Origin of the sequence: Hyphomonas oceanitis SCH89 (assembly GCF_000685295.1) — a bacterium.
GTDB classification, from domain to species: Bacteria; Pseudomonadota; Alphaproteobacteria; order Caulobacterales; family Hyphomonadaceae; genus Hyphomonas; species Hyphomonas oceanitis.
Window position 1 is genome coordinate 39,251 of record NZ_ARYL01000020.1, and the last position, 24,531, is coordinate 63,781.

Consider the following 24,531-nt stretch of genomic DNA (forward strand, 5'->3'; position numbering starts at 1 on the left):
CGCGTCATGTGAGCGAAAACGCCTCAGCCAAAAAAGTGCTAGATATTTATCAGTGATTGGATTGTCGCTGACCTGCCATCTTCATGAAATGGAAGATGCTTTTTTAGCGAGCGTGCAGATCCTCAACGCTGAGATTGAATGATTGTCGATATTTTTTCAGGATCGCGCTCAATTCTTCATCAGATAGGGCAAGACGATGGGCCGGAACGGGGGCGGGAGTGCCGGGCTTGGCTGGTGGTTCATGTTGACGAAACGGATATGACCAGCCCGTCAACCGATTAAGAATCATTGTGACCAGGGCAAGAGTAAGGCGGCCGATCAGGACCGGCGCCAAGGCGATGCGGAATCCGAGATTAAGTATTGCCGGCTTCCTTATCGCGGCCCTTATGGCCACAGCACCTGCAATAGTTGAGTGGACACGTCCAATAGCCACCTCTCCCGTACATGATCGATGTGACGTGCTCCGGCTTATCGAACAGACCCGCGATAGCGGGCAGGGGAGGGGGATGCCTAAATGTGCATTCGATTCATACGCATTCGCGTATTAACTTGATTTATACGAGTTCGCGTATATATAGGTTTCATGCGCGAACGCGTATAAGGAGATATGCCGATGTCAGACCTCGTACGGAGCCCGCGAATGGCAGGGGATATGGTGCGCAAGGCGCGCATGGAGGCTGGCTGGACGCAAGCTGAACTCGGGGCACGCATGCGGGTGCGCCAAGCCACCGTGTCCAAACTGGAAGCCGGCGAACCGGCGACGCGCATGGAGGTCTTTTTCGATGCATTGACTGCCCTTGGCCTCGAACTCGTGGTCGCTAAGCGCGGCAGCAAAGCGGATTTCGGAGATCTGTTCTGATGGCGCGCCGGACCCAGACACAGCGGCTGAACATCTATCTGAATGCCCGCTCCGTCGGCCGGATCGAAAAAGCTGGCTCCGGCGCCGTCTCCTTTGTCTATGATACCGACTGGGTGGCTTGGGAGGGAGCTATGCCAGTGTCGATTTCGCTGCCTCTCTCGGAGGAGGTCTTCCGGGGTCAGCAGGTCGTCAATGTCTTCGAAAACCTCTTGCCCGATGCCGACCGGGTCCGGCGCAACGTGGCCGAGAGGCTTGGCGCAGAGGGGGTCGATGCGTTTTCGCTTCTGGCCGTGACCGGACGCGACTGCGTGGGGGCCCTGCAATTCCTGTCTCCGGACGACACGCCGGGGGCGGCAGGTGAGGTGACCGGAACGGTGATGAGCGAGGCGGGCATCGCAGCGCTCATCCGCGGTCTGCACGTCAATCCTCTGGGGCTCGATCCGGAAGATGATGCCTTTCGCATTTCGATTGCCGGGGCCCAGGACAAGACCGCCCTGTTGAAAAAGGACGGTGTTTGGTGCCGCCCGACCGGCACGACGGCAACGACCCATATTCTGAAGCCGGCGATCGGCGTCATTCAGAACGAGATCGATCTCACCGACAGTGTGCAGAACGAATACGTCTGCCTGAAGCTTTGCGCCTTGCTCGGCCTTGACGTTGCCGAAGCTGAGATCGCGGAGTTCGAAGACCAGCTTGCGCTCAGCATCACGCGATTCGATAGACTGTGGACGCAGGACGGCCGCCTGCTGCGACTGCCGCAGGAAGATTTCTGTCAGGCCTTGTCTGTGCCGTCGACCCGAAAATATCAGAATGAGGGTGGACCAGGCGTTCTGGACATCCTTGACCGGTTGAAGGAGAGCGACCGGGCGAATGAGGACCGGTACGCGTTCTTTAAGGCGCAGGTCGTCTTCTGGCTACTTGGCGCCACCGACGGGCATGCCAAGAATTTCTCGATCGCGCTTCAGCCCGGCGGAGGCTTTTGGCTGACGAAACTCTATGATGTCCTGACCACACAGCCGGTTGTGGATGCGGGACGGATTTCCCAGAACCAGTTTAAGCTGGCCATGTCCCTCGGGGATCGCAATCGCTATCAGGTCAACCAGATTGCCCGCCGCCATTTCGAGCAGACTGCCGGTGCCGCTGGCTTGCCCAAGGGCACGGTTGAAAATATCTGTGCGGAGCTGGACGAAGCCGTTCCGATCGCGCTGGAGGCGCTCGGCGCGCTCGTCGACAATACCGTTCCCGAGGCCATCGTTGAGAGTATCGGCTGCGGTATGCGCACCCGGCTCGCCGCGCTGAATATTCATGAATAGCATTCCTCGGATCGGTCGACCTGTGAGCCGTCGCCCTAAACGTCCGGCAACGCTGAAGGCGGAGCCGTGCCCAGCGTGACGAGGGTACACATGGTGGCATCTGCGACGGAATAGCCATGTTGAATCACGCTGCGGGCTTCCAGCCGTTTCAGAGATTCCAAGCGTACATCCTGATTGTGCCCTCAAGCAACATCAGCCTGGCCGAGGCCGATCGAATTACTGAGCCCGAAATCGCCGTGACGTCCACGCGTAAGGATACAGGGTTCAGCTTAGCGAGCATGAAAGGGGAAACTCTGCCCGCCTATACAGCCTCGAGCCGCTGAGCACAGACCCGCGATCCCTAAGCAGAACAAGCGCCGCTCCCAGGATATTTTCGCCCTCCTTTCCAAGCCGCTTGTTCTTGGTTCGCACACTGCAGGAACGCGCCCGCAGTTGCTGATCACTGAATCAACCGGAGGGGCTGATGGGACAAACAAGAAATTACCGATCGCGTAAGCGTGGTGTGATATCAGGCTTGAGCCTCTCGGACTTTCGACCTGGCTGCGCAATTGGATATGCGTGATCCGGATAGGGCCGACCGTTTGGGTGGTGGATCATTGGTATTATGGATTGGTCGCGTGTGGGTGTTGTGCCGGCAGGTCCGAGCGCCGCCCGGACGCCATTCAGAAACTGTCGAGAAAGAACGCAAGGTCAAGCAGGCGGTCTGCCGCGAGGATCTCGATTCGCTTTCGCAATTCGCCGGCCTCACCTCTGACCTGTTTCTCGCCCAACCTGAACGCGACTGTAATATCGGTGCCGTTGAGCGCGTGAACGGCCTTCACCGACACGTCTCGGTCCTCCAGGTCAATCAGAACTTTGTCGAAACTCCACATTTTGATTCGCATGTCTGCCTCCCTCGCCGTAGCTTATGAGAGGCACAGCAGGGCACTTCGCGTCCTTTGTCTCGGTTGGGTTGAAGAGGCCTGTTGCTGATGTGACTGGCGCGAACACTTTATCCCGTTCGTCCGCGTTTTACTCGCCAGCGTCCACGGATGGCGACTGACGCATCCGACTAATAAAAATTACCTGCCGGATACGCGCGCTATGTCGTTGAGTGAGCGGAGGCTGTCCTTGCGGATAGCCTATCCGTGACACGAGAGAGCGCGCCGAGATGACCGATGATAAACCAAAAGCGCACCGAGCTCCCAGCGAGATGGATCTCAGGGTCAGCGCGCGGCTAAAGGTTGCACGCCGGGCAGCGGGGCTGACACTTGTCGAACTCGCCGGACGGCTTGGCTTGTCCCATCAGCAGCTTCAGAAATACGAGCAGGGAAAGAACAGGATCTCGGCGGGCTTGCTGTATTCGATCGCTTCTGAGCTCGGGGTGTCGCTTGCTGTATTCTTTGAGAGCGCTCAGGCACCGTTGGAAACCCCGGCGTCGCGCGCGCGCAGGCAAGCGGTCCATATCATCTCCCGAATACCTGACGCTGAAATGGACCGGGTCGTCAGGGTGCTCAAGGCCTTGTGCGATTAGTCAAATCCCCGATGCCGGCAGCCGGTTCTCCGGTCGCAGCAACGCGAACTGAACGTGCAGGTGGGAAAGTCCGATTAGCAGATGACCCGTCAACATGCCCTGCCGTGTGAGCGGGAGAAAAGCCGGGCCGACGAGCGCGGCCAGAAGACAGAAGTTCGAAATATCCGCCATCGCGCAAGTGCCGGCCTTTGGCAAGGCGCCGCGCCATTTCTGCTTTCATCGCGGTGGAACCGCTATTCCAAGCCTCGGAGACGCGCGCTTCACTGTAAAAAATCATGGCGGTCTGGCGGTAGCAGAGGCCACTTTCGTGCGCCTCGAGTGCCACGAGCGCATTGCGAAGCAAGACATGGCGGCGTGTCCAGACAGGAGCACTGGCTTCGCCGAGCAGTCGTCTGGCCTGGGCGAGCGCGCGCGTCTCGGCCCCGGCGCGGTGGACGGAGGAAAGCGACACGTCAAACTTGGTCTCCGTCGCTCCGGAGCGGAAAGACAGGCCGCGATAGCGTACCTGCAAAACGCATCCGCTCCCCCGCAGAAGGAGATGAGCCTGACCAGATCCATCGGTAAGGTGGGTCACCTTGCACTGTTGAACCGCAAGGTCGAACAATCCATCTGGCTCGTCAGTCGCGCGCTCGCGGCCGAAGAGGGCAACCTTTCCGGGACAGGCGCGATCCGACCAGAAGACATTTGTCCGGCTTGCCGGAAGATTGACGTCAGGAAATGTGAGAAGTCCCCAGGTCTCGGCCAGCCGGTTTCGCCGGGCGAGTCTGACGTGCTGAGCATCGCCTGTTAAATCTCCGGATATCGCGGATGTATCGCTCCGAGCATTGGACTGGAATCGATGGTTGCGTCTCAGGAATTCCCAGGCCCAGTCGCTCGTTGATAGGTTTATTGTATCGTCGTAGCGCTGCAGGATATCGCTGAAGGATTTGATGTGACGTATTTGCATGATCCCGCTTCCCCACCAGGCTCTGTGGCAGCGCCGGAAATACAACCAAAAGAAGAAATAAAATGCAACCGAAATGCTTGGCCATTTTCCATTTGAATAGACCGTCCGGGGGCGCGATGGGCACCGCCTAAGGGCTCGTCAAAGCGTCGAGGTGGGCAGCCTATTGTCGCGCGCATCGGTATGCTGTGGAATCAGGCTGCTATTGAGAAGCGGACTAAAACCCGAACGCATCTCCGTCATTGTCCGCTCACGGGTTTCATCGTGGCGCATAACCGGCACGTCGCGCATTTTTCTTGCGATAATGGCCTGACTATAGGGGTGGCTGAAGAGTGCAGGGGCGCTCGAATAGCATTGCCCGCCACCGCCTAATTGTAGTTATTTTGTGGAAGTAACTTTCTCCAGTATTTTTCCCCACGATCCACTTATTGCTTCGACAAGTTTCAAGAACTCTATCACATCAAGGCGACGTTCACCCAACTCGACTTTGGCCACATAAGACTGTGGCACATCGAGGATGTCAGCCACAGCCTGTTGGGAAAGACCAGCGCTATGTCGCGCGGCCTTCAGTTCTTCGAGCAGAACCCGGTGCGCTCTTGTTCTCAGGGATTTGGTCACGTCAGCCTCAAGTAAAAACTTGTTGCATTCGTAATCCCAATGTCGGATAAACCCATTTTAGGATTACAAAGAATTGCGGCAGGCAGGGGATCAAAGCCTATGAGAACTGAGGTGACCGTTCGTAATGCACCAAGTGCAGCGGCACCGATTAATTCGGTCTGGAGCGAAAACGAAAGAAAACCAGAGATTTCGGGTCCAACGAGTGCCGGGCTTCACTCAAATTCAGATCTGCGACCAACATTCACGCGTCAGATTTTTCTTCCTTTCCGGTCCCAGATCGTTGGTCGTTTGAGAGTGTTAACCTCGGCAAATCTCCTTCCGGGACGGGCAGAAGAACATCATGTAACCGACCGATTTCTGAGAAGTTCTGATCGTCACTTCTTCATTGAGCCGAGTGCCTCGATCTGTATGCGAGCGATCCTGAGGTGTTCTGATGAAAGGGATCGAATGCGGTCGATTACCTCATTTTCTTCCCGGATCCTTGACCGCGACTTCCGGCCCGGCGCCGGGGCTTGCACAAGCGCGTCTATCGGAACGTCCAGCGCTTCGGCTATTAGGATCAGGGTATCAAGCGAGGGGAGGGCGTGGGCGCGTTCGAGATTGCTCAGGCTCGCAGACGTTCGATTGATACGCTCAGCCAAATCTTCCTGGGTTAAGCCCCTGGCGCGCCGCGCCGCTCGGATGGCGGCGGCAATCTGCTCTCTTCGGGCATTGTCCATGCCCCAAGTTGGCTTGTGGAAAGGAGAATGCCATAAAGTCAACTTTATGTTTTCGCTGGAAAACAAACTGAACTTAAACTATACGTTGAAGTTATCGAAAAACTTATAGTCCACGTTTGGCTGGAGGTTCGGAATCAGTGGAGAAAATTGAAACCCACTCTTTGTCGATGGCGCTACAGGCTCCCGAATTGTCGATCGGAACAGCCCCAGGTGGGTCTCCCGGGCTCGCGCAAATGTACCGGTCGCTCCATACCGAACTCCTTCGTTTCGCCCGCTTGCGCATTGGCGCGGCCGATGCTGAAGATCTTGTCCAGGAAGCCTTCATCTCTGCCAAACGCGCCTATGCAGACAAGCCGACGGAAGAGTTGCGCCCTCTTCTCTACACGATCCTGCGCAACCTGACCCGCGACTATCTAAAATCAGGTTATGTCAGACACCGCCGCCAAAGTACCGATATCGGCGATGAGGAAGATCGGCTCGCCTGTCGCAGAACCCTGAACCCGGAGCAGCAGCTGATGGATAGTCAAATCCTGGTCGTCGCGCAGGCTGCCCTTGGCAAGCTGAAACCGCGCCAGAGAGAGGCGCTCGAACTCCACCGGCTCGAGGGCCTGACACACAATGCCATTGCCGAGCGCCTCGGCGTATCGCCACGCACTGTAAGGAGTGATATAGCCAATGCTCTGGGAGCTGTTTCGAAAGCCCTTTTGAAATCCGGCCTCCCGCGCAATGACAGGGCTAAGTGAACCCCGCGTGATGAACGACAATGACGAGGAAACCGGCCGGCTTGAAGCCGCTGCGCTTTGGTATGGCGATCTCCAGGCACCCGATGTGGACCTTGCTACCTGGGATGCTTTTCGCGTCTGGGAGCGCGATCCCCGCAATGCGGCGGCCTTCCGGCAAATCGAGGCAAGCGTGCCGATCATCGATCGTTCGCTCAGGCTGCGCACGGCCGCGGCCGATGTCACCACTGTGCCCGCCAAGCCGCGCCGCTCGCGACGGACAGTCGGTGCTGCGCTGGCCACGGCCGCAGCGGTTCTCGCACTGGGCGCAGCTCTCCTGCTGAACCTCCGGGCGCCTGAATTGCCAAGTCCTTTGACATATGCCAGCGACGTTGGCGAACAGCGCAGCGTCATGCTCATCGACGGATCAGTGGTCACCCTCAATACAGACACCGCGATTGCAATTCTCTACACTTCGCGCGAACGCCATGTCAGCCTGGAGCGGGGGCAGGCTATATTCGAGGTGGCCAGGACGGGCGTACCGTTCGTGGTGGAGGCGGGCGCCAGCCGGACGCGCGCTATCGGAACCGCGTTTGAGGTATATCTCAAGCCATCCGGTGTCGCCATCACACTCCTCGAAGGATCGGTTCACGTTACAGCCTCTGAAGAAGACTCCCTGCCAAACAGTGAGCGCTTGGACCCCGACGAGCGGCGCGGCAGACGCCTCGCGCCCGGCGACCGGCTGAGCATTGCCGCAGATGGCACCCAGGTCCTTTCGCAAGTTGACATCACGACAGGCCCGACGTGGCGCCAGGGCATCGTTCAGTTCGACAATGTGACACTGGAGGAAGCTGCGGCTGAACTGAACCGGTATTCCGATACGAAAATTATCGTGCCCGACGCGCGCTTGGCATCTGAACGCATCAGCGGGACGTTCCAGGCCGATGCGCCTGCGGATTTCGCTGCAAATCTGGTTCTCATGTTGCCCGTAACCATCGAAGAGATCGACAGTCAGATCCTGCTGGTGCCATCCGGTCCGACACAGCCCTGATTACCCCGGCGGACGCTGAAGAATCTGACGGTAGGGCGTCCCTCAGTGTCAGCACGGATCAAGCTCGCAATACGCAAGCGGCATGTCATAGGTCGCACATGACCCTTGCCTGCAAGGTGTCTGGTTGCAGTTGATGAAAACCGTCGCGCCAGAGGCGGCGTCCGTCAGCGCGGCGGAATACGGACCCGGTCTTTGAGTGGATGCCGGATGCTCCGATCTCCCAGGAAACCAAGCGAGTGCAATGCGATCGCTCACATTGGGGCGTTTATCCGCAATCGGTAGTTCTGGAGAGGCGGGCTGAAAAGCGCCGTTCCGGGCAGAGGACATCCGTTCACAATCCAAATATTTTCCTGCCGCTTCTTCGGGCTCGCCTCGTTGAGGGTGTTGACTGCCGGGATGGAATGCCTGGCCGGGGTCAAGCAAATCCGGAGGGGACCATGATCACAGCATCATCATTCAAGCGATATTTTGTCAGCATTGCAGCGGTTGCGCTGGCTGCAGGTTCCCCCGAGGGACGTGCTTGGGCCGACCCATTCAATGCGAGCGAGTCAGTCCACCTCATGATCGATGAAGACACACTCGGAGCGTCGCTTCATGCCTTCGGCAAACAGTCAGGCGCCCAGATCCTCTTCTCCGAAACCTCTGTCTCGGGTCGTGCCGGTGTGCGCCTGGACGGCACTTATACGGCTGCCGCGGCGCTTGAGGCGCTTCTGAACGGGACGGATCTCGAAGCCGTGCGAGGGCAGGGCAACACCTTTATTGTTCGGCATCGGAGCAATCAAAAAAAAGAGACATTGAAAGACCCGGATTTGCCTCGACGCGTCTCCGACACGCCCGCGGTCGCTTCTGATGCTGAGGCAGATGCCTCAAGTCCTGAGCCTTTGATGGTGGACAAAATTATTGTGACGGGCACCAGCTTGCGCGGCATCACGCCTGAAAGTTCGCCGCTCCAGATTTACTCCCGCGATGATATACTCGGTTCAGGCGTGACAACGACTGAGCAGTTCATCAGGACGCTGCCGCAGAATTTTGGCGGTGGGTCGACTGAGCTCGCACCATCTGGACTGCCAGGCGACAGTAATTCACAGTTCAACAATATTTTCGGATCTGGCGCCAATCTGAGGGGGCTCGGGTCCGGCGGCACATTGACATTGCTTAATGGTAATCGGCTCGCGCCAACTTCAGAAATTGGCGACTTTGTGGATCTCTCTCTGATCCCAATCTCGGCACTCGAGCGCGTGGACGTTATGACCGATGGTGCGTCGTCCATTTATGGCGGTGACGCGGTTGCGGGCGTCATGAACTTTATCTTGCGGGATGATTTCGAGGGCGCCGAAACGGCCGTGCGTTATGGGGCTGTGACGCAGGGCAATCTCGAGGAATACCGGCTCAGCCAGACACTGGGTACGGCCTGGCAAAGCGGTAACGTGATCGCAACGTACGAGTATTTTGATCGTGACAATCTCTCGCTGGCTGACCGTCCGGATATCCCGGTCCCGACTCAGACGGACGGAGCGCCGATTTCGAATGTCGGGCTCTTCGATCTTTTGCCGCAACAGACACGCCAAAGCGGACTTCTTTCGCTCAGGCAGTCGGTCAATGCCGATCTGGATGTTTCAGTGTCGGGACTTTATTCGAAGCGCGAGGCCGACAGTCTCTCTGTCTATGCGAGCAATACAAGCTCGGTTCTGGGTTTCGAAGCCTCGTCAGAATTGCAGTCGTTCAGTGCCAGCGCAACATATACAATCTCGCCTCGCTGGGCAGTGACGCTCGATTCAACCTATAGCAATATCCACAATATCGAGACGGCGCAGACCCTTTTACCAGAACCTTTCGAACCTAGCGTCAAGGTCACGCATTCTGATCTCTATTCGGCTGATCTCAGGCTGAATGGTGATTTGTGGCGCATTGGTGGAGGGACCGTAAAGAGCGCATTGGGCGTCCATGTACGCCGTGAAACATTCGTCAATGAGCAGCGAGGCGAAGGCGCCGAGCGCGATGGCGAGCGTGATGTAAGCGCTGTCTATGGTGAATTGCTTGTCCCTTTTTTTGGATCTGGGAACGCTGTCCCGGGTATTCAGCGGCTTGAACTGAACGTGTCGGGTCGACTTGACGATTACAGCGATTTTGGCTCCACAGTGAACCCGAAAATCGGGGCTTTATGGTCGCCGATTAGCGGGTTGATTGCGCGTGGCAGTTATAGTGAGTCCTTTGCGCCGCCTCCGCTTGGACGTACAGGTGACCTCAACAGAGTCGCGGCGGTGGTTCCATATTCGTATATTCTGGGACTGCTAGGCGGTATCCCTGCGCCGGATCCTTCACTGGAAGGCGTGGATTATCTTCAGACGTCCGGAACGGTTGCTGATCTCGAGCCAGAGACGTCTCGGACGTATACGGCGGGTATTGATTTTACCCGCCACACGGGTCGTCACGACTGGTCAGTTCGAACCAATTACTATGACATCGCCTTCGAGGGCCGTCTCGGGTCAACGCCGATACCCCAGAACCTGCCCGCCGTACTGGCCCCCAGTATTGCCTTCAATGATCCGGATGCCTTTCCGAATGGCACCATCATTTTCTTTCCGAGCGCAGCCGAACTTGATGCCCTTGAGGCTTCGCTGAGCCAGCCAGTGATCTTCTTGGGCGGGGGCAATAGCCTGGACAATGTCGGTATCATCAATAACAGCGCAGTCGTCCGAAACCTTGCTTCCACCCGGACAAGTGGAGTCGATATTCAAGTCGATTATGCAACAGAAACCGACTGGGGAAATATATCGGCGGGGATCAATGCCAATCATATACTCGACTTCACCCAGCAGGCGTCTCCGACAACGCCCGAGGTAGTAGTTCTCGATACATATCTGAACCCAGTCGATCTTCAGCTCCGAGCCCATGTTAGCGTATCGGTAGGGGGCTTAGCCGGCAACGTGTTCGTCAACTATGCTGATAGCTACAAGACTGATGAGACCGACACTGCTGCGCCGATCGCTGCGTGGACAACGATCGATACGTCCTTGAGCTATGCGTTAGGTCAGCGCCAGAACCCTTGGCTCGACGGGACCACGTTCAACCTCTCCGTGACGAACCTGCTCGATCAATCACCACCTCATACGCCTTCGGTTGGCACCAGTCGCATTGCTGGGTTCGACCCGGCGAATGCATCCCCACTTGGTCGCTTCGTCGCCATTGAAATTCGGAAGGCGTTTTAGACAGTGGCAACGACAGGTAATGTGTCTACCGCGCACCGCTACGCGTTTCCCATCCTTAGAAATGCGATACTCGCTGCTGTCCTGCTTTTGACGCAGCTTTTTGCTGCGGCTATGGCTGACTCCAGGTCTCTTTCCCTGGATGACATGCTGAAAGTTGAAGGCTTAGGGACGGCCACAATTGACCCGACAGGCCGTTGGCTCATTTATGAGCAGCTGCGGCCCTATGACGAAATTCCCGATTATAGTTTTCGAACCTATGCATTCGGCAAATCCGGTCACCAGTTATGGCGCTATGACCTGGCGTCTGGCGCTCCCCCGGTTTTGTTGCCGGGGCTCGATCCCGTTCCGCATGCGTGGCTTGACGGGTTTTCCCCATCAGGTCGCTTTCTTAGCCTTATGCAGTATCGGTTCGGGGATCTCACTATCAGCGCATATGACATGGTACGCGAGCGCAGCGTGTCCTTTGCCCACACACCTGCATTCAGCAGAACGGGCGATTTCAACCCCGTCTGGATTTCAGAAACTGACCTTGTCTTTTCTGCGCTACCTCAAGGTGACCAACCCGCCACAACCAGCGTGCGTGCTTTAACCGGCAAGCGACTAAGCGAGGCTTGGCAGGACGCATGGACAGGTACCACATCGACGGCGGATGAAGTGCGATCAAGGCCTCCCGGGGCGGCTGACAGCCATGCGGCAGGCCAACTTGTGCGTGCTAATGCGCTTTCTGGCAGAACCGAGATCCTTGCAGAGGGGCTTTATGCAGATATTCGCGTTTCGCCAGACCATTCTCAGTTGGCAGCATTAGCTGTTTCACCTCCGGATCAGGTTGACCCCGAGGTGCTTGTCGAGAACGACCCACGTCATTTTACGCTTACGCTGTTTGACCTGGAAAAAAATGCGTCCCGCGTGTTGGCGGGGAGCTTAGAATTTATGCCCTATACGATCAGCTGGGATCCAGCCGGACGGCGCTTGGCAGCCTTTGCCTGGGAGCGCGGTGGATATCCTCGGGATGGGAGATTTGTCGTGATCGACACATCGACCGGGCAAGTCACCCGTTATGACCATGATGGTCTCGACCTCGTGTCCGAGCGCGAAAGAGGGGGCATTCAGAGACCAGAACGCGTGTCTTTTCTTGACGATAGGCTGGCGATTTTCGCGCGTAAGATACCAAAAGGCGAGGATCCGACGCCGCGGTTTTCCTATCAGGACTTGCGGCCGGAAGCTCCTCCAAGAGCAGACTGGTATGCGGTGTCGCCACAAGGCCGCCATGTCAATCTGACTGCGAAAGTCGGAGCCACATCGCCAATTCCTGTCCATGCTGGCCCGAACGAGCTCACTGTGTGGGGCAGTGAGGGGATATATCGGCTTGATCGATACGGGATCCGGGACCGACTAATGCCGGGCAGGGCAGACAAGTTCCGCTATCTGCCGCATGGGACGTTTTCCACCCGCGCAAGCTTGGTTCGCCCGGATTTTGTCGACGAAGCAATGTTTACGTTTCAGCTGGGAGGAAAGGCGCAGATCGCCCTTGTGGACCTACGCGCCAAACAACTTGGTCAGAGTACGATTATTGACGCACCAGACGCCGACGCGCTTCCGATCGCAGCCTCCATCCCTGCGGAGAAGGTGGTGTTTCGATCCCAAACAGGTTCTGTCACACGTGTCTTTGCGACCGGCACAAAATCCAAGGGGGCGACCACGCAAATCGCTAATCTCAACACTCACCTTCAAGATATTGATTTCGGAAAGTGGAGCAGTGTTCAGTATGTTGCAACGGATCCGGAGGGCCTTTTGCCAGACAGGACGTTGGAGACATGTCTCCTTTTGCCTCCGGATGCCGAACCCGGCGATCGGTTCCCACTTATTGTGGATATCTATCCGGGTGTCGCAGGCCGCTGCTCAGCTATGGTCCCTGCGTTCGACTATCCCGATCCCCACTCGCCCTACCTATGGGCAGGAAAAGGATACGCTTATGCCAGAGTCGCAACGCCAAGCGACTTCATCCGCACGGTCGAGGGGCCGATTGCGGGCATGCCAACGCTCATAGACGCTGGCGTCGATGCACTTATTGATACGGGTCAGGTGGATCCGTATCGGATCGCATTGCACGGCTTTAGTCAGGGCGGAATCTCGGCACTTTATGTCGCGGCCCACACATCTCGGTATCGTGCAGTGATCGCGAAAAATAGCTGGGCAGACCTTTTCAGTCACTACTTTGGCGCCGTCGGCATTTATGGACTTCTATATGACGAATTCGGCGCATATACGGGCTACGACTCCGTGCGAGGCAGCGACTTTGGAATTGGCCACACGCCATTTGTTGATCCCGGCATATACTACCGTAATAGCCCTGTGTTCTTAGCAAACCAGATCGACATGCCTGTTCTCCTGATGCATTCGGACCTGGACAGTTTCGATATGGCGCAATTTGACGAGATGTTTGGTGCGCTCAAGCGGGAAGGAAAGGATGTGCGCTATATACGCTACTGGGGCGAGGGCCATGGTCCATCGTCACCTGCGAATATTCGGGACATGTGGAAACGTATGCTGACATTTCTCAATGAGTATGGAGTTGCACCGGGTATTAGGAGCGACGATTGATTCCATGCCGACCCACACGAATAGCTTTCCAGGTCTGAAGCCAGGATTCGATGGAATAGTAAGCCAGCAACAGGCTGCCAGAGCTCGCCATACGATAGTCATCGCCGGAAAAAAACGATGCGACATCTCGCGGCTCGATCAACCCCCTCCCCGCCAGCTCGCCGTACGTGAGCGCCTCGACGATTTCGCGGCGGTAGGCCGTTACTCGATCTGTAAAGTATCGGGATGCATGTCCTTTGTTCATCCGATGACGGATCTCGTCAGGGATGGAGCCTTTGAAGGCGCGCCTGGCAAGGCCGCGGCTCGTCGCGTCAGACGTGAGCAGGTAGCAGGGCAGGCGAAGGCATAAATCGATAAGGGGCTGGGCTATGAGGGGATGAGTGGTCTGGACTGCACCGGGTTTGAAGTATGGCTCCCGCATTTGAAACATATGTAAGAGCGTGCTGACCTGATCAAATTTTGCTGGTGGCAATCCGCCCGACACACGTATCCAGTCGGGGAGCACACTCTGACGATCCAGATTGGCCTGAACGTGGCGATTGATGTGTGTCCAGCGTCCGGCGATGGCTGCTTCCATCGCGCTGGTTCCACGGCATCCGACTAGCGGTGGCAAGGTCTTCCGGAGAACCTGCCAAATTGACTTGCCTGAGAGTCTGGCGGCGTCAACCAGGCCCTGGGCCGTCTCCAGACATATGCCGTGATTGCGGACATGATCTGCAAAGCTGAGCGGACTTCGGGACGCCAGGAACAGATGGTCTCCACCCTGTCCCGTCATCAGGGTCGTTCCAGGTGTTCGAAACGATTCCGGAAGGAGCCCGGCCGGATCTGGCGAAAGGAACTGGCGATGAGGACGCACGCTAGCCGGATGCCGACCGAGTGAATCGAGACCGGACTGAGGTTCGGCTAGGATTTCTATCAGCTCGCATCCGCTTGCCTCTGCCGCCAAGCGAGCATAATGCGCCTCAGAAGCATCATCAGAATCCATTATGTAATGTACCGCGCGAACCTGTCCTCTGGGGCGGGCGGCGCAAAGGCAATGGAGAACAATTGTCGAATCTAAGCCTCCGGAGAGACTGACAACAATATCGGATCGATCCCTGGCGGAGGCTTCGACAACGTATTGGACCGTGGCCCTCAGTTCCTCGGCTGCTGTGTCTCGATGCGGTTCGTAAACATCCCGAGCAATCGCGCGAGGATCCCATAAACGGGTTCGAAATGAACCGCTTTTACTGATCGTCAGCTGCTCGCCGCCGAGGAGCTCTGATACCTCTTTCAATCCCGTAGAGCCGTTTATGATCTTATCATATGAGAGTAGCGTACGAACGTGTTCTTCATTGATGGAAAAGTTGGTCAGGTCCAGAAACGTGCAATTCTCCAGGTGGGAAAATACCAGCGTCACACCGTTTTGGTTGGCGAAGTAGCAGGGAATGGACGCGGTTGGATCGAGAATCACAGTGGAAGCGTCGGCCGAGGCCAGAAAAGCAACATAGTTGCCCCAATACCTATCAATCAGCGCTTGGCCCGTCGTGCGATAAAGTATCCCTTGCTCGTCTGGCGGCAAACGCGAGAGCGCGTCACTGCTTCTTCCTTTTTGATACAGTCGACCGAACACGGCGCCGTTGCAGTTTGGATCAATTCCCTGAAGCGGAAGAAGATTGTTTCGGCTGCCAGCGCCACTCAAGTCATAGATCGCAAATCCGGGATGGCGAACAGACGGAGCTTCAGGGCGAAAATTGGAGCTTATATCATTGTGAATTCCGTCGGCCGCTGAGCAGGCCGGCACTTCATGCTGGTCCCAAATCATTGCGAAGAATGATAGCATGACACAGCCTCCTAAACGGTCATTATTCGGCGGTACTCTTTGGTGTTGTCGGCGTGGTCATTCAAAATCAGACCGTCCTGTTCTACCCAACAGTGCGCGCCAAAGGGGGATAGGCGAACGCCGAATACCCAATCTGTGGGAATATTGAACAAGGCGAGAAACTTTATCAGGACGAGGCTGCGAAAGCGGCACGCGTCGTCTGTTGTTAGCAGAAATGGTGACAAGGCATGGAAGTCAGCTACCAGCGTATGAACCTGAGCGCTCGGTGGGTGCGGTCGGCGTAACGCGTTCTTCTTCCATTTCCGAACTGCCCGCACAACGCGCGCGAACGAGCCTGTTCGCTCAAGCGTCCAGCAGGAAATGAGAGCATAAGCTAGGGGAACCAGGTGGCTAAACGCAGTGTGAAAAGGCTCTTCAGAGTAGAGATCCAGAATACTATCCCGCGCTTCTGTGATCGGCAAAAGAGTCGTCGTCGATTGGTCGTGCGCAGCTGGCGCTATCACAGCTCGATCTACAAGACGGTTGGCAAAGCGACGTGCACCGTCGCTTAATTGAGCGGGAGCGGATGCTGCGCATATCTCATGCAACCAGTCAGTCTGTTCGGATGTTAGCCTGAAGTAACGGTCCGCATTGACATCAAGAAGGATGATCGCGGCCTCAAACTGACAAGCATAAACATCCGGAGAAAGAGCAAAAAAATGTGTCATACTTTCACGGCGATGGCCGGCCCGTACTTGATCCTGGACTGCTATATGCAGTCGAAAATTGCGACAATTAGTGGTTGGCCGGAGCATCTGGGTTGCCCGAAAGAAGCTCCGGCCGATTGGATGCCGTTCCCAGTCAAAGTGGGATTGCGGCTATCTAGTCGCGTGAGCTCTGGCCGAAGAACTCAATGAGCCCGTTGGGTTGCCCACGGGTCTCTTCGGAGACTGAGCCAAGTTCGATCAAATCAAGGAATTCTTCCTGATGGTCATCTGAATTCGTATACATACCGATTCTCCTATTCGCATAATCGTCGCCGAGATTGACGACAGGTAGAATAATGATCCTATCTAAAGTAGAGTCAATAATCGACAAAATTAAAATCCAGAAAGAAATACAAGCAGTTTTTGCTCGGGCATGGTTGGCTTCACGAAGGTTTTGTGCAGTCGCATCTGAAGTGCGGGCAGGCTCCGCCCCGAGGCGATACTAAGCCGTGTCTTCGTTGATCTGGGGAAGAAGAACCGGCAACGGCGATTGCTGCAACAGGCGTCGCGCCTTTTCCACATCACCGATTCGACGCGATGTCTCGGCACGGATCAACGCATAATAGGCACGAGCGTAGGGATCTGTTGAAAAAAGAGCCGGAGAACTCAGCACTGAGGCAAACGCTCTGTCGGGCGTTCGCCAACCTGGCCCGTAAGTTTCAGCAAGGTAGCGATCCGGATTGTCAGGCACGGTCCATGTCCTGCCGCCATAGACGGCTTTCTTCAACCCGAATGCGCTGAAACGCCATGCGATATCACCCGGCAAGGATCCGAGGCCGCAATGCAGCTTATCTTCGCGCTGCTCGTAGATGAAAACATCGACGCCGGTCCCGTCAACATTAAGAGCGAAGTACTGGTCATTTGGCCGGGCGCGGCGGGCTAGCATGAGCCCGGGATCCTCGCGGAGGATACGGTATATGTCTGGCGCTGTGCCGGGGCTGGAAAGCACGCCAATATCCACATCCCGGTCATAAACAAGCGGACCGCCATTGCGGTGAAAGCCGAGCAGCGTTCCTGCGGCCAGAAACGGCGTGACGCCACTTGCCTGAAATATGGCGAAGACTTTCAACAGGGCGGCTATTGCCGCATCTGGCTTGAATTGAGGTCTTGGCGAAATCTTCGCCGCACCGGGCGCGCTAAAGACAAGCGAGTTTTGTCTATGTTCCAGGGCAGCCCGATAGTCCCCTGTCTCATAGCAGGCCCGCGCGAGGCAGGCATAAGCGGTCGATTGATCCTCAAACCGTGCAAAATTCTGCCTGACAAAGCCGACCGCATTCTCGTCACGTCCTGCATCGAGAAGCGCATTCATGCATCTGACAAATAGGATGGGCTGGACGGCCGGGTCTTCGCAGAGGTGACAAAGTAGTCTGGCCGCTCGGGCGATGGCGTCTAGGCGCTCTTCCTCGCGAGGCGTGATATCTGCGATCGATTGCAGCGATCGCCATGCATGAGGCTGGGCCGTGACCGCATAGCGAAAAGCGTTCAGGGCATTCTCACGGTCTTCAAGCAGATGCAGGGCAAGCCCCTTTCCGTGCAAAGCCTGTGCATCGCGGGGATTGGTCGCAAGGATATTCGCGAACACGGTTAGCGCGTCAGAGGCGTGTCCCGCACGCAGGTGAGCGGCAGCCAGAGACTGGAGAATGGGGAGATGGTCCGGCCATAGAGAACTTGCTTCGTCCAGCACGCTAATCGCTTCGTCCGGAAGGCCCGCCGCGAGGCAACGCAGCCCGGAGCGAAGCGCGTCCTGCCAGCGGCGCTCACCCCGCGCCGGTTGGTCTGCCTGAGCATCTGTCGCCACCTTGGCCTCCAAATGAGAAATCGAGCAGTTGAAAATCGTAATGTTAAACCTTAAGTGGGAATATAATACAACGTGAAGATTGGTATTTGGCTAAAGTGGCCTTGCCGCCGGCCTTGTGGACCGGGCGGCGGGGAGCGTTCGAAGACTTTTTGAAACCGGGATGACACCCATGCGAAACTATGACGGTAGCGCAGTTCTCGAAGCCATCAGGCTCATTCTCGCAACACATAGCGATAGCGCCGCACTGATCGCTTTGGCCGGCTTCATCGAAGCCTACGGATTTGAAAAGATTTTCCTGGGCCATCTCGTCAATCCCTACAGCGTGCCGCTGAAGGATATTCTCTATCTTTCCAACTGGCCGGAGGAACTCAAGGCTGCCCGAAAGAAGCAGGCGGCTATCCTGCATGACCCGGTGGCGATCTGCGCCATACGGTCCAAACGGCCATTCACCTGGGCTGAAGCGCGTGCTCATGCCACGCGCTCTGGCCGCAGGATTGTCGACCTCGTCCATGGGTTTGGTCTGACACATGGCATGATGTTTCCCATGCATGCGCTCGACAGCGTGTCGGGTGGCGTATCACTTGGAGGCCCCCTCAAAACCGACCTGTCACCGATCCAGATCAGAGAATTGGAGATCGTTTGCCAGGCCGCCTATTATCATCTCGAGAGTATGCATGGTCCATTTCCCTATCAGAAGGTGGCCGAGCTTACCGGACGTGAAGCTGAATGCGTGACATTTGCCGCCTCGGGCAAATCCAACTGGGAGATCGCTCACATACTTGGCATTCAAGAGGACACGGTCAAGAAGACCCTGCGCCGGGCGAGCAACAAGCTGGACGCCGTCAATCGGACCCATCTGGTCGCGAGCGCGATTGCGCGTCATCAGATATTTCCCTGACAAGTCCCCGAAAGGGGACATTACCAGATGACGTCCCTGGAACATGATCCTTCTGCCACACAAGGAGAAGAAGCCGTGTTCAAAATCATCACGCCTGACAACCGGGCCCAGAACAGTGCCCTCATCGATGCCATGCATGAGATGCGTTACCGTATCGTCGTCGGCGAGTGGGGATGGGATATTCCCGACATCGCGAAGGGCTATGACAAGGATCAGTTCGACACCGATGACACCGTCTATGTCATCGTACGAAGCAGGGCCGGCGATGTGGTCGGCTCGTCGCGGCTCAATCCAACCATCCACCCGCATATGATGAGCGAACTCTTTGCCGATTATTGCGATCTCCAGCCCTATCCAGTGGGCAGGGACGTCTGGGAATGTTCGCGCTTTGTCACAGACCGTGCTTTGATGGAGGATGCCGTTGACGATTTCAGAGTTCGGTGTCGTCTCGGCCTCGGCCTGACGGCCTGGAGCCTCGATAACAAGGTTTCGCGGTTAAGCTGGCTCACACATCAGAAGTTTTTCAATTTGGTGCAGAAGGTTTGGGATACCGAGCCGCTTGGCTTGCCGAAGCGCGAAGGGGACGGTTGGGCCTGGATCCCGGCTGTTTCCCGCATGGATGAGGCGACATTTGATCGCCAACTGGATCGCTACAGAAACGCCGACGCGATCGTCGCCCAGTATATGGGCGCTAGGCCAGCCCTAAGCCAGGCGCAAGTCGTATGACGGGCCGCAATGCGGTTTGTCTGACTGTCGCAGATCGTCATGCCTTTGCCGAGGATGGCGTTCTTTGCCTGCGCAATGCGCTGTCAGCAAACGAGGTTGATCTTTTGCGCGCGGCTGTTGACCGCCAAATAGCCAGCCTCGGATCCTCTTCCACGGGTTACGATTTCGAGGCAATCGCGCATCAGGTTTGGGGTGGGGACAGTATGGTCGAGACCGGTTCTGCAGACCGGTTCGATATGGAGCGGCTCAAGGACATGATCCGCGCAGATCCTTTCTCCCGTCCCCTGCAGGAGACGGTCGGCACAGGACAGACCGGCCTCTTCTTCTACGACGTTGCGGCCTGGCGTCACGACAGAGGTGTCAGGCAGGTCGCCTTTGATTCGGCACTACCACAGATCGTAAGCCAACTGCTTGAGGCTCGCTATCTCAATTTCTGGGAGGATACGACCTTCGTTAAGGCTCCGCAAACGCGGCAAAGAACAGCGTTTCATCAGGACCTTTCCTACTTTCAGATCGAGGGGGACCAGTGCGTCGTCGTCTGGATGCCGCTCGATCCAGCTGACCTTGCCAATGGTGTTACGCAATATGTCCGAGGGTCCCACCGATGGGATGAAATCTTTGCGCCCAATGTCTTTGTTTCACAGACTCCGATCGCCACTTCTGCTGACAGCCGGTGTCCCGACATCGAAGCAGCTCAGGAACGCTACGACGTGATCAGCTTTGATGTCATGCCGGGCGATGTGATTATCCACCATGTGCGCACCGTGCATGGTGCGGGGGGCAATCCGTCTGATCGGTGGCGGCGCGCAATGTCCTTTCGGTATTGCGGTGATAAAGTTCGGTATTTCGACCGGCCGGGTGCGATCAGCCAGGTTGGCGTCGCTCATGACCTGAAGAATGGTGACCGGCTCTTTTCGGCTGACTACCCTGTCGTCTGGCCAAGGCCTTGGCCGGGATTCCGCATGGCGGATGCTTTTGACGCGCAGATCTGTCTACAGAAGGGGTCCCAGGCGTCGACGGCCTGACACAGGCGGCAGTATGTTCTTCTGAGCAGGAGAATCATGGCCGGCATCGCCCGTCGGATCGACAGGGCGCCCGATGCGGTGCTGGACGCTCGACGCCAGCTCATGAGCCGTCTATTGTAGCGGACAGAATAAAGAAGCCGCAGGGAGGGAGATTCGGTTGAAGAAACCGCGACCAGGCGCCAATGCAGCCCGTACAGCGACAGAAGTCGATCGCCAGGTCGGGCACAATGTCCGCAGGATCAGAAACGCCCTTGGCCTGACCCTCATGGAATTGAGCGAACAGCTGGGAATCAGTCATCAGCAGCTCCAGAAATATGAGACCGGCAGCAACCGGCTCAGCGCCGGAACCCTTATGGCGATGTCGGAGCGCCTTGGTGTACCCATCAGTGAGCTGTTCGACGCTGGCGGCACGACAAAAAAAACATCGGAATCGGAGAGCGACAGACTGAAGGTCGTCTGTCGCCGGGTCATTGAACGGACGCGCTCCCGGAAAACGCTGGATCTCATGGCGCGTGTACTGAAAGCCATAGACGAGAATGGCAGTCTGTAGGTGGACAGAGATATTTGAACCGGGAACTTTTATCGTCTTACTTTGCGATCGGCCGTGTCCCGACCTGGCATGACCGAAATCGTATTAAAGAGGCCAGTCAGAGCAGCGGTCTGGTCCGCGTTCCCGGCCGGGAGCCAATTCGGACATGCAGGTCACGCCTCAACGCCCTCTGCCTTATTGGGGCGCATGAGCAAGGTCATGATTGCATCATCCACGCTGATCTCGCCCGTTATGATCGCTGCCACGGAAGCGCAGATCGGCATGTCGACATCATGCTCGCTGGCAAGCCGGCGCAAGACCGGCGCTGTAGCGACGCCTTCGGTGACTGCATTGCGCGCGCCCAATATGCTGTCGAGGCTTTCGCCCCGCCCAAGGGCCAGGCCGCAGCTCATGTTGCGGCTGGTTTCGGAACTGCAGGTCAGCACGAGATCGCCAAGGCCCGAGAGGCCGGACATGGTTTCGCGGTCAGCGCCCATCGCGAGGGCGAGCCGGGTCATCTCGGCGCTGCCGCGGGCGATGAGAGCAGCATGGGCGGACCGTCCTAGGCCCTTCCCGAGAGCAATACCGCAGGCAATGGCGAGCACGTTCTTTACTGCGCCGCCAATTTCGGCGCCGAGCAGGTCGCTGGCAAGGTAGGGCCGGAAGGTCGGGGTCGAGATGGCCTGAATGAGTTCGCTGCCGATGGACTCATCTTCCACGGCGAGCGTCACGGCGGTTGGCAGGCCCTTGGCAACGTCGATGGCGAAACTGGGGCCGGACATGACGGCGGGGCTGGCTTCCGGCAATGCGTCAGCGAGCACTTCGGTCATGAACTTTCCCGTGGATAGCTCGATGCCTTTCGAACAGAGGACGACGGGTGTTCCGGACGCGATGTGGCCCTTCAGGGCGGCAAGCGTGCTGCGCGTATGCTGCGCCGGGGCGACGGCGAAGAGAGCGTCCAGATTATAGAGGTCAGCCAGCGACGTTGTTGCGCGCAGGGCAGGTTTCAGCGGTACGCCGGGCAGGAAAACCGTGTTCTCGTGCGCACTGTTGATCGCGTCAGCGACTTCCGCCTCGAGGCACCAAAGGGTCACGTCCTGCCCGTCGCGGCAGAGCATCTGCGCGATCGCCGTGCCCCATGCGCCGCCGCCGATTACACCGAATGTCTTGAGAGCTTGAGTCATGGGCGGAGATTTATCGAAGTTGGGGGCAGGGGCAAGCTCAAGACTGCGGCTGCGCGCTGGTTGTACGGGCTTCATAGGCTGCTGCGACGAGGCGTTCGAAGATCCGGCGGAACCTGCCGCGATAGGTCATGAATTCCGGATGGAACTGGACGCCGAGATAGAAGGTCTTGCTGGGGTCTTCGATGGCCTGAACGACGCCATTGGCCTCTTGCGCGGTGATCACGAGGTTCTTGCCGATCTTTGCGATGGCCTGCTTGTGGATTGAATTGACCCTGACACTGGCCTTGCCGAGAATATCGCGGATGAGGCTGCCGTCGGTCGTCTCGATTGTCTTGCGGTAGAGGATATGGCCGGGAAGGGTGGAGGGATAATCCACGTCTTCGAACACGCCTTCAAGTTCCTGATGCAGACTGCCGCCGCCGGCTACGTTCATGACCTGCGCGCCGCGGCATATGGCGAGTGTCGGCAGGTCGGTGTTTCGCGCGGTGCGGGCCCAGTACATTTCCATTTCGTCGCGGCTGCGGTCGTAATGGGCGTCTTCGATGGCTTCCTGATCATAGTGCGCCGGGAAGACATCCGACCCACCACCGATGATTAGGGCGTCGATCGGCGCCTCGCGCCATGACATGCCTGTCGTCAGCGTTTCGGGCCTGCCGCCCGCCATCAGCACAGCCAGCGCAATGGCGGCGTAAGCGAGATTGTCGCCGCCTTCAGGCTTGGTGATGCCGATGATGGGCTTGTCTGCCATGCCGTTTAGTCCGTCACTTCCGGTGGCAGCTTGCCGTGCCGGGCGAGGGAACTGAGGATGAAGAAGATGCCGAGCGAGGTCATCGGGTCTTCCGAAAGCATCAGTTCGGATTTGGCATTCTTTGCATTGCGCGACTGTACCCGAAGCAGGGCGATGGCCTCGTCGAGATTTGTGGCTTTGCCGAATGCTGTCTTCAGGGAGGCAAACGCGCTCTTGAGTTCGCCTTTTTCGACATGGTCGATCATCTGGCGAACAGATTGTTTCGCGCCTTCTGTGTCTACCTCTGCCGACAAGGCCTGCTTGATGGCGCCAGCAGCCCAGGCGACGGGAATCCGTGTCTTGGTGCCGACCACGGCTTCGGACGCTTCCGGGACGGTGCCATAGGCGAAGAGGTGATAGAGCAGCCATGGGAAGTCGACGCCGGATTCGACACTCTGGAAGAGGCCTGCCCAGAAGCGCGGATTGACTTCGATGATAACAGGTTCGTCGTCAGGATTACCGCTCCACATGAAGTCGATTTCGGCGATGCCGTTCCAGCCGACAGCTTTCATCAATGTGTTGGCCGCACGGATAAAGGGGGCGTCGTCGATGGTTTCGCGCATGGCGCCTGCGCCGCCTTCGGACGGCATGTTCTGCAGGTTGTGATAGGCCATGTGTGCGCGCAGTTCGCCGTTCTCGTACAGCACGCCGAGGCAGTAGTCCTCGCCGGTCGCTGCTTGCTGCAGCAGGGGCGGCGGGTTCTCCTTGGCGACGCGTTCGATGGCGCGTTTGAGGAGCTTGTCCTTGTCCTGGAAGAACTCGATGCCGCGGCCGCCGACTTCATCGACTGCCTTGATAAGCGCGGGCATGGTGAGTTCTGCGACGGCGGCTTTCACTTCTTCAGCATTGGTGGGAGTGAAGGTTTTCGGGGCGGCGATGTCGAGCGGCTTCAGTGTTTCAACGAGATGCTGCTTGGGGTCGACCTGGTCGATGGACGTGAAGTCGGCGGCGGCGAGCGTGATCAGGCCCTCGAATTTTGCGCGGTGTTCGGAGAGAAATTTGCCGTCCCGGAATGTCGGGATGAGGATATAGGGGCGGTCGTCATCGGGCTTCAGCTCACGGACATGGGCCACCATGTCGGCAAGGTAGCGACGGGGATCGTCGGCCTGATCGGCATGCACGAAATTGCCTTCGGTGAAGCGGGAGAACGAGGCCGCCGTCATACCGACGCTGTCACAGGTAATGACCTCAATGCCCTGTTTTGAAAGCGAATGTGCGATCACAACAGCCATAAGGCTGCGGCCATACGTGACGATCGCGCGCCCTTTGAACTCAGTCATGGAATCTCCCCCAAACCTTCTCGACTTGCTTGAACGCCTCCGGACAGACTTCGTTCCTGTCAGGTGACGGATGACCAAAAATGCACGGAAGAACCCGTCCCAGGCCCAGTCGAGGCCCCGTCTCCGAATTCTATGATTACCATCTCCGGGGGCGGAAATCATTGATGAACTGCCAAGGGCAAATACGTTGA

The 24,531-nt window shown here is 57.3% G+C and carries 24 protein-coding genes; 11 read left to right on the forward strand and 13 right to left on the reverse strand.

The window, feature by feature from the left end; genetic code table 11:
- Nucleotides 1-103 precede the first annotated feature (103 nt).
- Nucleotides 104-433: an HPP family protein gene (locus HOC_RS21830; protein ID WP_162174851.1), complete on the reverse strand. Its 330-nt coding sequence runs from the start codon at nt 431-433 to the stop codon at nt 104-106.
- Between the two features lie 180 nt (nt 434-613).
- Between HOC_RS21830 and HOC_RS13190 the strand changes: the two genes are divergently transcribed.
- Together HOC_RS13190 and HOC_RS13195 are read left to right on the forward strand one after the other, a co-directional pair.
- Complete coding sequence (locus HOC_RS13190) at nt 614-859, forward strand: helix-turn-helix domain-containing protein (RefSeq protein WP_035539378.1); 246 nt, start codon at nt 614-616, stop codon at nt 857-859.
- A complete protein-coding gene (locus HOC_RS13195; RefSeq protein ID WP_035539381.1) occupies nt 859-2,172 on the forward strand; it encodes a type II toxin-antitoxin system HipA family toxin in 1,314 nt (437 codons plus the stop codon). Before HOC_RS13190 ends, HOC_RS13195 begins: the two co-directional genes overlap by 1 nt.
- A 35-nt stretch (nt 2,173-2,207) precedes the next feature.
- Here HOC_RS13195 and HOC_RS22835 read toward each other — a convergent pair whose 3' ends face one another.
- Nucleotides 2,208-2,333 carry a hypothetical protein gene (locus tag HOC_RS22835; RefSeq protein WP_277813049.1) on the reverse strand — a complete coding sequence of 42 codons (126 nt, stop codon included), beginning with the start codon at nt 2,331-2,333 and terminating at the stop codon, nt 2,208-2,210.
- Between the two features lie 501 nt (nt 2,334-2,834).
- On the reverse strand, nt 2,835-3,056 hold the full coding sequence (locus tag HOC_RS13205; RefSeq protein WP_035539386.1) for a hypothetical protein: 222 nt from the start codon (nt 3,054-3,056) through the stop codon (nt 2,835-2,837).
- Between the two features lie 266 nt (nt 3,057-3,322).
- Here HOC_RS13205 and HOC_RS13210 point away from each other — a divergent pair, with 266 nt between their 5' ends.
- Nucleotides 3,323-3,685, forward strand: a complete 363-nt coding sequence (locus HOC_RS13210; protein WP_051624866.1) for a helix-turn-helix domain-containing protein — start codon at nt 3,323-3,325, stop codon at nt 3,683-3,685.
- On the opposite strand, the gene HOC_RS21835 is transcribed toward HOC_RS13210, so the two are convergent.
- The 3 genes from HOC_RS21835 to HOC_RS13220 all read right to left on the reverse strand — a co-directional run bounded on the left by HOC_RS21835 (nt 3,666) and on the right by HOC_RS13220 (nt 5,965).
- Nucleotides 3,666-4,631, reverse strand: a complete 966-nt coding sequence (locus HOC_RS21835; RefSeq protein ID WP_084146316.1) for a DNA -binding domain-containing protein — start codon at nt 4,629-4,631, stop codon at nt 3,666-3,668. The two genes, HOC_RS13210 and HOC_RS21835, sit on opposite strands and share 20 nt — an antisense overlap.
- A gap of 375 nt (nt 4,632-5,006) precedes the next feature.
- Nucleotides 5,007-5,246, reverse strand: coding sequence for a helix-turn-helix domain-containing protein (locus HOC_RS21840; RefSeq protein ID WP_084146317.1), 240 nt, complete (start codon nt 5,244-5,246; stop codon nt 5,007-5,009).
- Nucleotides 5,247-5,620: 374 nt separating this feature from the next.
- Nucleotides 5,621-5,965, reverse strand: coding sequence for a helix-turn-helix domain-containing protein (locus tag HOC_RS13220; RefSeq protein WP_035539389.1), 345 nt, complete (start codon nt 5,963-5,965; stop codon nt 5,621-5,623).
- A 137-nt stretch (nt 5,966-6,102) separates the two neighbouring features.
- On the opposite strand from HOC_RS13220, the gene HOC_RS21310 reads away from it, so the two are divergent.
- The 4 genes from HOC_RS21310 (at nt 6,103) to HOC_RS13240 (ending at nt 13,545) form a co-directional block, all read left to right on the forward strand.
- Nucleotides 6,103-6,708: an RNA polymerase sigma factor gene (locus HOC_RS21310; RefSeq protein WP_156950488.1), complete on the forward strand. Its 606-nt coding sequence runs from the start codon at nt 6,103-6,105 to the stop codon at nt 6,706-6,708.
- A 10-nt stretch (nt 6,709-6,718) separates the two neighbouring features.
- A complete protein-coding gene (locus HOC_RS13230) occupies nt 6,719-7,735 on the forward strand; it encodes a FecR family protein (protein ID WP_035539390.1) in 1,017 nt (338 codons plus the stop codon).
- Nucleotides 7,736-8,172: 437 nt separating this feature from the next.
- The gene (locus HOC_RS13235; RefSeq protein WP_035539392.1) at nt 8,173-10,944 is read left to right on the forward strand and encodes a TonB-dependent receptor plug domain-containing protein; all 2,772 of its coding nucleotides are present in this window, start codon (nt 8,173-8,175) and stop codon (nt 10,942-10,944) included.
- 3 nt (nt 10,945-10,947) lie between these two features.
- Nucleotides 10,948-13,545, forward strand: a complete 2,598-nt coding sequence (locus tag HOC_RS13240; protein WP_156950489.1) for an alpha/beta hydrolase family protein — start codon at nt 10,948-10,950, stop codon at nt 13,543-13,545.
- Here the strand turns inward: HOC_RS13240 and HOC_RS13245 are convergent.
- The 4 genes from HOC_RS13245 to HOC_RS13255 all read right to left on the reverse strand — a co-directional run bounded on the left by HOC_RS13245 (nt 13,529) and on the right by HOC_RS13255 (nt 17,911).
- A complete protein-coding gene (locus HOC_RS13245) occupies nt 13,529-15,367 on the reverse strand; it encodes an asparagine synthase-related protein (protein ID WP_035539396.1) in 1,839 nt (612 codons plus the stop codon). The genes HOC_RS13240 and HOC_RS13245 overlap by 17 nt on opposite strands.
- Nucleotides 15,368-15,378: 11 nt before the next feature.
- The gene (locus tag HOC_RS13250; RefSeq protein WP_035539398.1) at nt 15,379-16,074 is read right to left on the reverse strand and encodes a lasso peptide biosynthesis B2 protein; all 696 of its coding nucleotides are present in this window, start codon (nt 16,072-16,074) and stop codon (nt 15,379-15,381) included.
- Between the two features lie 154 nt (nt 16,075-16,228).
- A complete protein-coding gene (locus tag HOC_RS22840; RefSeq protein WP_277813050.1) occupies nt 16,229-16,357 on the reverse strand; it encodes a hypothetical protein in 129 nt (42 codons plus the stop codon).
- A gap of 198 nt (nt 16,358-16,555) precedes the next feature.
- Nucleotides 16,556-17,911, reverse strand: a complete 1,356-nt coding sequence (locus HOC_RS13255) for a tetratricopeptide repeat protein (RefSeq protein WP_035539400.1) — start codon at nt 17,909-17,911, stop codon at nt 16,556-16,558.
- 169 nt (nt 17,912-18,080) lie between these two features.
- On the opposite strand from HOC_RS13255, the gene HOC_RS21315 reads away from it, so the two are divergent.
- The 4 genes from HOC_RS21315 (at nt 18,081) to HOC_RS13275 (ending at nt 21,110) form a co-directional block, all read left to right on the forward strand.
- A complete protein-coding gene (locus HOC_RS21315; RefSeq protein ID WP_162174853.1) occupies nt 18,081-18,809 on the forward strand; it encodes a helix-turn-helix transcriptional regulator in 729 nt (242 codons plus the stop codon).
- Between the two features lie 75 nt (nt 18,810-18,884).
- Entirely contained in the window at nt 18,885-19,535 is a 651-nt protein-coding gene (locus tag HOC_RS21320) for an acyl-homoserine-lactone synthase (RefSeq protein WP_162174854.1), read from the forward strand.
- Complete coding sequence (locus tag HOC_RS13270) at nt 19,532-20,560, forward strand: phytanoyl-CoA dioxygenase family protein (RefSeq protein ID WP_035539402.1); 1,029 nt, start codon at nt 19,532-19,534, stop codon at nt 20,558-20,560. The genes HOC_RS21320 and HOC_RS13270 overlap by 4 nt, the downstream gene beginning before the upstream one ends.
- 157 nt (nt 20,561-20,717) lie before the next feature.
- Nucleotides 20,718-21,110 (forward strand): helix-turn-helix domain-containing protein, encoded by a 393-nt coding sequence (locus HOC_RS13275; protein ID WP_051624870.1) that lies wholly within the window; start codon nt 20,718-20,720, stop codon nt 21,108-21,110.
- Between the two features lie 152 nt (nt 21,111-21,262).
- Here HOC_RS13275 and HOC_RS13280 read toward each other — a convergent pair whose 3' ends face one another.
- The 3 genes from HOC_RS13280 to HOC_RS13290 are packed head-to-tail and all read right to left on the reverse strand — an operon-like array spanning nt 21,263 to nt 24,340.
- A complete protein-coding gene (locus tag HOC_RS13280; protein WP_035539405.1) occupies nt 21,263-22,273 on the reverse strand; it encodes an NAD(P)H-dependent glycerol-3-phosphate dehydrogenase in 1,011 nt (336 codons plus the stop codon).
- 37 nt (nt 22,274-22,310) lie between these two features.
- Nucleotides 22,311-23,021: a gamma-glutamyl-gamma-aminobutyrate hydrolase family protein gene (locus HOC_RS22410; RefSeq protein ID WP_051624871.1), complete on the reverse strand. Its 711-nt coding sequence runs from the start codon at nt 23,019-23,021 to the stop codon at nt 22,311-22,313.
- 5 nt (nt 23,022-23,026) lie between these two features.
- Entirely contained in the window at nt 23,027-24,340 is a 1,314-nt protein-coding gene (locus tag HOC_RS13290) for a carboxylate--amine ligase (protein WP_035539407.1), read from the reverse strand.
- Nucleotides 24,341-24,531 lie beyond the last annotated feature (191 nt).